This window comes from Caldimonas sp. (assembly GCF_046291045.1).
Classification (GTDB): Bacteria; Pseudomonadota; Gammaproteobacteria; order Burkholderiales; family Burkholderiaceae_C; genus Caldimonas.
Genome location: NZ_JBKBSL010000035.1, coordinates 21,843 through 31,262, shown reverse-complemented (window position 1 = coordinate 31,262; position 9,420 = coordinate 21,843). Strand labels below are relative to the sequence as shown.

Sequence of the window (9,420 nt, the reverse complement as noted above, 5' to 3'; positions counted from 1 at the left end):
TAAACACAACGCCCGCGCAAGGCGGGCGTTGCGGCACAGGGCGGGCAGGCTCAGTCGAACTTCGTGAAGTCGGGCTTGCGCTTGTCGAAGAAGGCCTGGAAGGCCTCACGGGCTTCGGGGCTGCGCAGGCGCTGGCCGAAGAGCTCGCCTTCGACGGCGATGGTCTCCTGCACCAGCTTGGCGTTGGCACGACGCAGCAGCTTCTTGCTCTCGCGCACGGCCGCGGGTGCCAATTGGTTGAATCGCTCGGCCACGCGTCGCGCATGGTTCACGACTTCGCCCGCGGGCACGATGGCATTGATCAGGCGCATCTCCTGGGCTTCCTCGGCGCCGAAGGGATCCCCCAGCAGCAGCTTTTCGGCCGCCTTCACATGGCCGGCATACAGCGGCACGAGCAGGCTGGAGGCGAACTCGGGCACCAGACCCAGGCTGGCGAAGGGCATCGCGAAGCGCGCGGTGTCGGCCGCATAGACCAGGTCGCAGTGCAGCAGCATCGTGGTGCCGATGCCGATGGCCGCACCGGTGACGGCCACGACCACGGGTTTGTCGCATTCCAGCAGCCCACGCATGAACTGGAACACCGGCGAATCCATGCCCTGGGGCGGCCGCTGCATGAAGTCCTCGAGGTCGTTGCCAGACGTGAACACATCCGGCTGGCCGTGGATGAGCACGGCCCTCACGCTCTTGCTTTCCCGAGCTGCAGCCAAGGCATCGGCCATGGCCTGGTACATCGCGGTGGTCAGCGCATTCTTCTTCTCGGGCCGGGCGATCTCGATGCTGGCCACGCCGTTGAGGACGGCGGTCTTGATGGTCATGCGGTCTCCTTGGTGTAAGGGGTGAAGCTGTCGAAGAGCTCCTTCACTCGGCGCCACAAGGTGGGCTCGAACTGCTCACGGAAGAAGCCAAAATGGCCGATGCGCCGGGCCTGCACGTCTCGCGGCGCAATGCGCTCGATGCGCCGAGGGGCGTTGGCGTAGCAGTCCACCAGCACGCGCGTGCCGCGCTCGGTCATCAGCTCGTCGTCGGTGATCGACAGGGCCACGACCGGAAAGCGAGCCTGCTCGAAGGCTTCGCGCACGCTCGCCCCCTCGGCCCCCACATGGTAGCGCGGATGCAGGCACCAGCGCCGCCACTGGAGGATCACGCCGCGAGGCAGGTCGCCCACCTTGCGCAGCCGCTTGCCGGGGAAGTAACCGAAGAGCCGCGTGGCCACGGGCACCAGCACATGCCAGAAGTAGAGCACCATGCGCCGCAGCGGTGGCGCGTTGTCGCGCCAGTAGCCGCTGCCAGCGGCCACCGACACCAGGCCCGCGATGCGGTCGCGGTTGCGCAGCAAGCCGGGCAGCTGCGCCCCCAGGCTGTGCCCCACCACATAGAGCGGCAAGTCGGGTGCAGCATCGACGACGGCGTCGATCACCGCGTCGAAGTCTCGCGCCCAGTCGAAAAGATCGGCCTCGAAGCCGCGTAGCGAGCGCAATCCCGGCGGACGGGACTCGCCCATGCCGCGGTAGTCGAAGCTGACCACCAGGAAACCCTGCTCGGCCAGCCAACGAGCGAAGGGCTCGTAGTAGCCCTGCAGCACGCCCATGGCCGGCGCGATCAGCACCACGGCCTGCGGGGCGCAGACCTGGGCATCGGGCCGGTAGTAGCGCACCCCCAGGCGCACGCCTTCGGGTGTGAGGAGGGTTTGCCGCTCCATGCCGGTCTCCTGGTCGACGACGGAAGGAAAGCAGGCCGCGCAAGGCGGCCTGCGGCTGCGCATCAGACGCGCTCGAAGATGCCCGCGGCCCCCTGGCCGGTGCCCACGCACATGGTCACCATGCCGTACTTCAAGTTGTGGCGGCGCAGCGCGTGGACGACCGTGGCCGAGCGAATCGCGCCGGTGGCCCCCAGCGGGTGGCCCAGGGCGATCGCGCCGCCCATGGGGTTGACCTTGCTGCGGTCGAGGTCCAGCGTGTTGAGCACGGCCAGCGACTGGGCGGCAAAGGCCTCGTTCAGCTCGATCCAGTCGAGCTGATCCTGGGTCAGCCCGGCGGACTTCAGCGCCGCAGGGATGGCCTCGATCGGGCCGATGCCCATGATCTCGGGCGGCACGCCCTTGATTGCGAAACTGACGAAGCGGGCCAGGGGCTGGAGGTCGTAGCGCTTGATCGCGGCCTCGCTGGCCAGGATCAGGCAGCCGGCACCGTCGGAGGTCTGCGAACTGTTGCCGGCCGTGACGCTGCCCTTGGCGGCGAACACCGGCTTCAGACGGGCCAGTCCTTCGGGCGAGGTGTCGGCACGTGGGCCTTCGTCGACGTCCACAGTGCGGGTCTTGACCGTGATGCTGCCATCGGCCAGGTTGGGGAAGCGCTCGACGATCTCCACCGGGGTGATCTCGTCCTTGAACTCGCCGGCTTGTATGGCCTTGAGTGCTTTGAGGTGCGAATGCAGCGCAAATTCGTCTTGCGCCTCGCGCGAGACCTTCCACTGCTGCGCCACCTTCTCGGCCGTCAGGCCCATGCCGTAGGCAATACCGATGTTCTCGTCGCGTGCGAACACCTCCGGGTTGAAGGACGGCTTGTTGCCGCCCATGGGCACCATGCTCATCGACTCGACACCGCCGGCGATCATCACGTCGGCCTCACCCACGCGGATGCGGTCGGCCGCCATCTGCACTGCCGTCAGGCCGGCTGCGCAGAAACGGTTGACGGTGACGCCACCGACGGTGTTGGGCAGGCCGGACAAGAGCGCGGCCACGCGGGCGACGTTCATGCCCTGCTCGGCCTCGGGCATGGCGCAGCCGACGATGGCATCCTCGATGGCTTTGGGGTCGAGGTTGGGCACTTGTTTGAGCGCACCACGGATGGCGGCCACCAACAGGTCGTCGGGACGGGTGTTCTTGAAGTAGCCGCGGCCCGACTTGCCGATCGGAGTGCGCGTGGCGGCGACGATGTAGGCGTCTTGAATTTGTTTCATGTGAGATCTCCGATCAGTTCCGAACCGGCTTGCCGGTTTGCAGCATGCCCATGATGCGTTCCTGCGTCTTGGGATGGTCGAGCAGGCTGCAGAAGTGCTGACGCTCCAGGGCCATCAGGTACTCCTCGTTGACCAGCGAGCCGGCCTCGACCTCGCCGCCGCAGACCACGTCGGCGATCAGGCTCGAGATGTGATAGTCGTGCTGGCTGATGAAGCCGCCGTCGCGCATGTTCGCCAGCTGGGCCATGATCGTGGCTTTGGCCGAGCGGCCGGCCACCGGGAAGACGGCCTTGTGCGGCGGACGGTATCCGGCGTCGAACATCGCCTTGGCTTGCGACAGGGCCACGTAGAGCAGCTCGTCCTTGTTGGGGACGATCACGTCGCTGTCCAGCAGGTAGCCCAGCTTGCGCGATTCGATCGCGCTGGTGCCCACCTTGGCCATCGCAGCGCTGGTAAAGCCGTCGGTCAGGAACCTGAGGATATCGGCATTGGCGTTGCCGGCAGCGGCCATCTCGGCCGCACGGCGGGCGATGTAGGTCAGTCCACCCGCGCCGGGGATCAGGCCCACACCCACCTCCACCAGACCCACGTAGCTTTCCATCGCGGCCACGCGGCAGGCACTGTGGATGGCGAGTTCGCAGCCCCCGCCCAGCGCGATGCCGCGCAGGGCCGAGACCACCGGCACCTGCGCGTAGCGAATGCGCAGCATCGCGTCTTGCAGCTTCTTCTCCTCCGGGGCGATGCCTTTGGAGCCCTTGGCCATGAACACCGGCATCAGGGCCTCGAGGTTGGCACCGGCCGAGAACACATCATCGGGCGACCAGATCACCAGGCCCTTATAGCCCTGCTCCGCCAAGTCCACCGCCTTGAGCAGGCCCTCGGTCACGGTGGGGCTGATGAGGTGCAGCTTGGCGGTGATGCTGGCAATCAGCACTTCGCCGTCGAGCGTCCACACGCGGACCTCGTCGTTCTTGAAGACCTCCGTGCCGGCTTTGAGGGGCTCGACCGCCCCCGAGCCCAGCACGGTCTCGGGGAAGTGCTGGCGCTGGTAGACGGCCAGGCTGCTGCGCGGGATGTATTTCTTCTGCGACGGGCTCCAGGAGCCTTCGGGCGTGTGCACGCCCTCGCGGCCATCGAACACCCAATCTGGCAACGGCACCTTGCTCAGGGCCTTGCCCGCGTCGATATCGGCCTGGACCCACTCGGCCACCTGCTTCCAGCCGGCGGCCTGCCACAGCTCGAAGGGGCCCTGGCTCATGCCGAAGCCCCAGCGCATCGCGAAGTCCACGTCGCGGGCGCAGTCGGCGATGGTCTCCAGGTGCACCGCCGCGTAGTGGAAGCTGTCGCGCAGGATGGCCCACAGGAACTGGGCTTGCGGGTTGCTCGACTCGCGCAGCAGCTTCAGGCGTTCGGCCGGGGCTTTCTTCAGAATGCGCGCGACGATCTCGTCGCCCTTGGCACCGGCGGGCACGTATTCGCCCTTGGCCGGGTCCAGGCGCAGGATGTCCTTGCCCACCTTCTTGTAGAAACCCGCGCCGCTCTTCTGGCCCAGGGCTCCCTGCTCGATCAGCTTGGCCAGCACCGGCGGCGTGGCATAGCTGGCGTAGAAGGGGTCGTCCTTCAGGTTGTCCTGCAAGGTCTTGATGACATGGGCCATGGTGTCCAGGCCCACCACATCGGCCGTTCGGAAGGTGCCCGAGCTGGCTCGGCCCATCTTTTTGCCGGTGAGATCGTCCACCACGTCATAGGTCAGGCCGAAGTTCTCGGCTTCCTTGATGGTGGCCAACATGCCGGCGATGCCCACGCGGTTGGCGATGAAGTTGGGCGTGTCCTTGGCACGCACCACGCCCTTGCCCAGGCTGGTCGTCACGAAGGTCTCAAGCTGGTCGAGGATCTCGGGCTTCGTCGTGGGGGTGGGGATGAGCTCCACCAAGTACATGTAGCGCGGCGGGTTGAAGAAATGGATGCCGCAAAAGCGCGGCTTGATCTCTTCAGGCAAAGCCTCGCTGAGCTTGGTGATCGACAGACCCGAGGTGTTGGACGCGACGATGGCGTGCGGGGCCACGTAGGGCGCGATCTTCTTGTACAGGTCGAGCTTCCAGTCCATGCGTTCGGCGATGGCCTCGATGACGAGGTCACATTCGCGCAGCTTGTCGATGTGCTCCTCGTAGTTGGCCTGCTCGATGCGGGCGGCGTCCTCGGCAATGCCCAGCGGGGCCGGTTTCAGCTTCTTGAGATTCTCGACGGCCTTGCTGACGATGCCGTTTTTCGGGCCGTCCTTGGCCGGCAGGTCGAACAGCACGACCGGCACCTTCACATTGACCAGATGGGCGGCGATTTGTGCGCCCATCACGCCGGCGCCGAGCACGGCCACCTTGCGGACTTGGAATCGACTCACGGGGTTCTCCTTGATGTGAAGGCCGAAGGCGCGGAACCACGCGCCATCGGCACGGGGATCATTCGACGCGCTGCCAGACCTGGGTGCGCCCGAGCAAGGGCGCTCCGATGTAGCCGCGCACCTCCAGCTTCTTGCCGCCGTCCACCGGCTTCAGACGAACTTTGTAGACCTTGCCGTTGTTGGGATCGAGGATGTCGCCCCCATCCCAAATGGCTGCGTCGTCGGCGTTGGGTCGGACGTTGCGGATGATGTTCAGGCCCACGATGGGCTGGCCTTTACGCTCGTCGCTGCACTTGTCGCACACGGCGTCCGCCTTGGATTCGGGGTCGAGCAGTTTCTCGATGCGCCCGATGAGCACGCCGCCCTGATCGCTGATGCGCACCAGCGACTTCTCCTTCTTCGAGCCGTCGTCGATGGTCTTCCACAGTCCTACGGGGCTGGCCTGCGCCAAGCCGCACAGCAGCACGGCCACAGCGGCGATCAGGGTTCTCTTGTTCATCGCTTGTCTCCTGTGTCAACGGGCGCGGGCCGGGTGCGGCCCGCAGAAACTCAGAACAGCGCCTCGTCCATCTCCATCAGCGGCTTGAGGCCGGCACGGGCCGTGCGGATGAGGCCGGCCGTCTCGGGCAGCAGCTTGGCGAAGTAGAAGCGAGCCGTGGCCAGCTTGGCGGTGTAGAAGGGGTCGCCGCTGTCCTTCTTGGCCAGTGCCACCTTGGCCATGCGAGCCCAGAAGTAGGCGAACACCAGATGGCCGCACACCCGCAGGTAGTCCACCGCCGCGGCACCCACCTCGTCGGCATTGCCCATGGCCTTCATGCCGATTTCCATCGTGAGCTTGGTCACCTTTTCGCCCAGATCGGCCAGCGGGTTGACGAACTCTTGCATCGCCTCGTTGACGCCTTCTTCTTCGACGAAGGCTTGCACCAGCTTGCCGAACTTCTTGAGCTTGGCGCCGTTGTCGGCCAGCACCTTGCGGCCCAGCAGGTCGAGCGCCTGGACCGTGTTGGTGCCCTCATAGATCATGTTGATGCGGGCATCGCGCACGTACTGCTCCATGCCCCATTCCTTGATGTAGCCATGCCCGCCGAAGACCTGCAAACAGTGCGAGGTGGCGATCCATCCGTTGTCGGTGAAGAAGGCCTTGATGATCGGCGTGAGCAGCGCCACCAGGTCGGCGCACTCCTTGCGAACGTCCTCGTCGTCGGTGGCCAGTTCTTTGTCGAGCTGCAGCGTGGTCCACATCGCCACGGCGCGTGCACCCTCGGCATAGGCCCGGGCGGTCAGCAACATCTTGCGCACGTCGGGGTGCACGATGATGGGATCGGCCGGCTTGTCGGGCGCCTTCGGGCCGGACAGGGCGCGCATCTGCAGGCGGTCCTTGGCGTAGGCGACGGCATTCTGGTAGGCCACTTCGGTCAGGCCCAGCGACTGCATGCCCACCCCCAGGCGTGCCGCGTTCATCATCACGAACATCGCGGCCAGCCCTTTGTGAGGCTCCCCCACCATCGTGCCCACCGCACCGTCGAGGATCATCTGGCAGGTGGCGTTGCCGTGAATACCCATCTTGTGCTCCAGGCCGCCGCAATAGATGGGGTTGCGCTCGCCGAGCGACCCGTCGGGATTGACCTTGAACTTGGGCACGACAAACAGCGAGATGCCCTTGGAGCCAGCCGGCGCATCAGGCAGGCGAGCCAGCACGAGATGGACGATGTTCTCGGCCAAGTCGTGTTCGCCGGCGGAGATGAAGATCTTCTGGCCGGTGAGCTTGTAGGTGCCGTCGGGCTGGGGCTCGGCCTTGGTGCGCAGCAGGCCCAGGTCGGTGCCGCAATGGGGTTCGGTCAAGCACATGGTGCCCGTCCACTCGCCGCTGACCAGCTTGGGCAGGTACAGCTTTTTTTGCTCGGGCGTGCCATGGGCGTGCAGGGCCTCGTAGGCACCATGCGACAGGCCCGGGTACATGGTCCAGGCCTGGTTGGCCGAGTTGAGCATCTCGTAGAAGGACTGGTTGACCACGTGCGGCAGGCCCTGCCCGCCGTACTCGGGGTCGCAGCTCAGCGCGGGCCATCCGCCTTCGACGTATTGCCGGTAGGCTTCCTTGAAGCCCTTGGGCGCCTTGACCTCGTGGGTGGTCTTGTCCAGCGTGCAGCCTTCCTCGTCGCCGCTGATGTTCAGCGGGAAGATGACCTGCGCGGCGAACTTGCCGCCTTCCTCGAGCACCGCGTTGATCGTCTCGGCATCGATGTCAGCATGGGCCGGCAGGGTCTTGAGCTCGTCGACCACGTTCAGCACTTCGTGCATCACGAATTGCATGTCGCGCAGCGGCGGGGTGTACTGGGGCATGTAGGGCTCCTGGGTTCAGACAGACGGTTGGCGGGAGGACTTGGAAACGGTCTTGCGCGGCGGCTTCAAGGGCGCGGCCTTGGGCGCCTTGTCCGTCGCATAGTGGCTGACGATGAAGTCAAAGCCACGACGCGCGCGGTCCAAGGCGCCGGGAGAGCGCAGGAAGCGGGCGTCGTGGTGCAAGGCCAGGATCAGGCCATGGATCTCGAATAGCATTTGCTGCGGGTCGGTGTCTTCGCGCAGATGCCCCTCCTGCACGGAAATCGCGATGGCGCGGCCCAGGGCCTTGTGCCAGGTCAGCACCATGTCGGCCAATGCATCGCGCACGGGACCGGGGCGGTCGTCGAACTCCACCGCACCGCTGATATAGATGCAGCCCGAGTCGATCTCCACCGAGACTCGGCGCACCCAGCGCTCGAACAATGCCCGCAGCCGCGGCAGGCCTCGCGCCTCGGCCAGCGAAGGGAAGAACACCTCCTCCTCGAAGCGGTGGTGATACTCGCGGATCACCGAGATCTGCAGTTCCTCACGCGAGCCGAAGTGGGCGAAGACCCCCGACTTGCTCATGCGCATGACTTCGGCCAACGCGCCGATGGACAGGCCTTCGAGGCCCACCTGCGACGCCAGCGCCAGGGCCGCGTCGAGGATGGCCGCCTTGGTCTGCTGCCCCTTGTGCAGGCTGCGCCCGCCCTCGCGGAGGGATTTGGTCGTGGTGGAAGGCAGTGCGCTCACGGAGACCCCGAAATAAAACGAACGGTCGTTCTATTTTGCAGAATTCCACCGCGCTCGGGCAAGTCACTGTCACCATTTCTTAGGGCTTATTCCCTAGAACGCCCTTCACAGGCCCCAAACCAAGGGATTACCCTGATCCGACCCGGTGCTTCCTGCCGTTTCGCACCGCCCGCAGCAGTGTGGAACAAGGCGCGCTGCGGCACAAGGCCGTCGGCCGCCGGCGCTGCACATGGCACAGCCCTCGGGTGTCGTGGAGGCACGCGGGTTCCTGGCGCCGTGGGCCGCAACCGCGTGGGGCGCCGAGCTTTGGGGCCTGACGCTTGAGCCCGCGGGGCGTCTTGCCATATGCTGGACGATGTTGCTTCGCGAAACGGCCTAGGCCCCCGGTTCCCGAGGCTCCCCCCTTCTGCAGGGAGACAAGGTTTCGCCATGGATGTGCTGCAGCTCGACGTGTCCGGCCGCCCGCAAGCCTGGATCTCGACCCGGGAAGCGGCCACGCTTTATGCCACCGATGGGGTGGCCTGGACGCTGGGCGATCCCTTCGTGGTGCTGCGCGGCGGGATCCAGCGCGCCAGCGGCCTGCAGTCGCGCATCGAACTGCACCCCATCATCGCGGTGCGCGGTGCCATCCCCAGCCGGGCTTGGCGACAGGTGCCGGCGCTGTCGAACACCAAGCTGTTTGCGCGCGACCGGCACATTTGCGCCTACTGTGGCGGGCAGTTCCACCCCGACGATTTGACGCGCGAGCACATCGTGCCCACCTCGCGCGGCGGGCTGGACAGCTGGATGAACTGCATCACGGCCTGCCGGGCCTGCAATGGCCGCAAGGGCAACCGCACCCCCGAGGAGGCGCGCATGAGCCTGCTCTACCTGCCCTATGTGCCCAGCTTGCACGAGGACATGATCCTGCGCGGTCGTCGCATCCTGGCCGACCAGATGGAGTTTTTGCTGGCCAGCGTGCCGCGCAGCAGCCGTCTGCACGGCTGAACCCT

At 66.1% G+C, this 9,420-nt stretch carries 8 protein-coding genes; 1 reads left to right on the top strand and 7 read right to left on the bottom strand.

What is annotated here, in order from left to right; translation table 11 throughout:
• Window positions 1–50: 50 nt before the first annotated feature.
• The 7 genes from ACK4ZD_RS12455 to ACK4ZD_RS12425 all read right to left on the bottom strand — a co-directional run bounded on the left by ACK4ZD_RS12455 (window position 51) and on the right by ACK4ZD_RS12425 (window position 8,428).
• The gene (locus ACK4ZD_RS12455) at window positions 51–815 is read right to left on the bottom strand and encodes an enoyl-CoA hydratase (protein ID WP_409662507.1); all 765 of its coding nucleotides are present in this window, start codon (window positions 813–815) and stop codon (window positions 51–53) included.
• On the bottom strand, window positions 812–1,699 hold the full coding sequence (locus ACK4ZD_RS12450; RefSeq protein WP_409662504.1) for an alpha/beta fold hydrolase: 888 nt from the start codon (window positions 1,697–1,699) through the stop codon (window positions 812–814). The genes ACK4ZD_RS12455 and ACK4ZD_RS12450 overlap by 4 nt, the downstream gene beginning before the upstream one ends.
• Before the next feature lie 62 nt (window positions 1,700–1,761).
• Window positions 1,762–2,958, bottom strand: a complete 1,197-nt coding sequence (locus ACK4ZD_RS12445) for an acetyl-CoA C-acyltransferase (protein ID WP_409662501.1) — start codon at window positions 2,956–2,958, stop codon at window positions 1,762–1,764.
• Between the two features lie 13 nt (window positions 2,959–2,971).
• Window positions 2,972–5,356: a 3-hydroxyacyl-CoA dehydrogenase/enoyl-CoA hydratase family protein gene (locus ACK4ZD_RS12440; protein WP_409662498.1), complete on the bottom strand. Its 2,385-nt coding sequence runs from the start codon at window positions 5,354–5,356 to the stop codon at window positions 2,972–2,974.
• Between the two features lie 58 nt (window positions 5,357–5,414).
• Window positions 5,415–5,855 carry a DUF2147 domain-containing protein gene (locus ACK4ZD_RS12435; protein ID WP_409662495.1) on the bottom strand — a complete coding sequence of 147 codons (441 nt, stop codon included), beginning with the start codon at window positions 5,853–5,855 and terminating at the stop codon, window positions 5,415–5,417.
• Window positions 5,856–5,905: 50 nt separating this feature from the next.
• Entirely contained in the window at window positions 5,906–7,696 is a 1,791-nt protein-coding gene (locus ACK4ZD_RS12430; RefSeq protein ID WP_409662493.1) for an acyl-CoA dehydrogenase C-terminal domain-containing protein, read from the bottom strand.
• A gap of 15 nt (window positions 7,697–7,711) precedes the next feature.
• Window positions 7,712–8,428, bottom strand: a complete 717-nt coding sequence (locus ACK4ZD_RS12425; RefSeq protein ID WP_409662490.1) for a TetR/AcrR family transcriptional regulator — start codon at window positions 8,426–8,428, stop codon at window positions 7,712–7,714.
• A gap of 429 nt (window positions 8,429–8,857) precedes the next feature.
• On the opposite strand from ACK4ZD_RS12425, the gene ACK4ZD_RS12420 reads away from it, so the two are divergent.
• Window positions 8,858–9,415 (top strand): HNH endonuclease, encoded by a 558-nt coding sequence (locus tag ACK4ZD_RS12420; RefSeq protein ID WP_409662487.1) that lies wholly within the window; start codon window positions 8,858–8,860, stop codon window positions 9,413–9,415.
• The last annotated feature ends 5 nt before the right edge of the window (window positions 9,416–9,420 follow it).

Coding starts and splice junctions, on each gene's coding strand:
- ACK4ZD_RS12455 (WP_409662507.1), bottom strand. CDS start 815: ATGACCATCAAGACCGCCGTCCTCAACGGCGTGGCCAGCATCGAGATC.
- ACK4ZD_RS12450 (WP_409662504.1), bottom strand. CDS start 1,699: ATGGAGCGGCAAACCCTCCTCACACCCGAAGGCGTGCGCCTGGGGGTG.
- ACK4ZD_RS12445 (WP_409662501.1), bottom strand. CDS start 2,958: ATGAAACAAATTCAAGACGCCTACATCGTCGCCGCCACGCGCACTCCG.
- ACK4ZD_RS12435 (WP_409662495.1), bottom strand. CDS start 5,855: ATGAACAAGAGAACCCTGATCGCCGCTGTGGCCGTGCTGCTGTGCGGC.
- ACK4ZD_RS12430 (WP_409662493.1), bottom strand. CDS start 7,696: ATGCCCCAGTACACCCCGCCGCTGCGCGACATGCAATTCGTGATGCAC.
- ACK4ZD_RS12420 (WP_409662487.1), top strand. CDS start 8,858: ATGGATGTGCTGCAGCTCGACGTGTCCGGCCGCCCGCAAGCCTGGATC.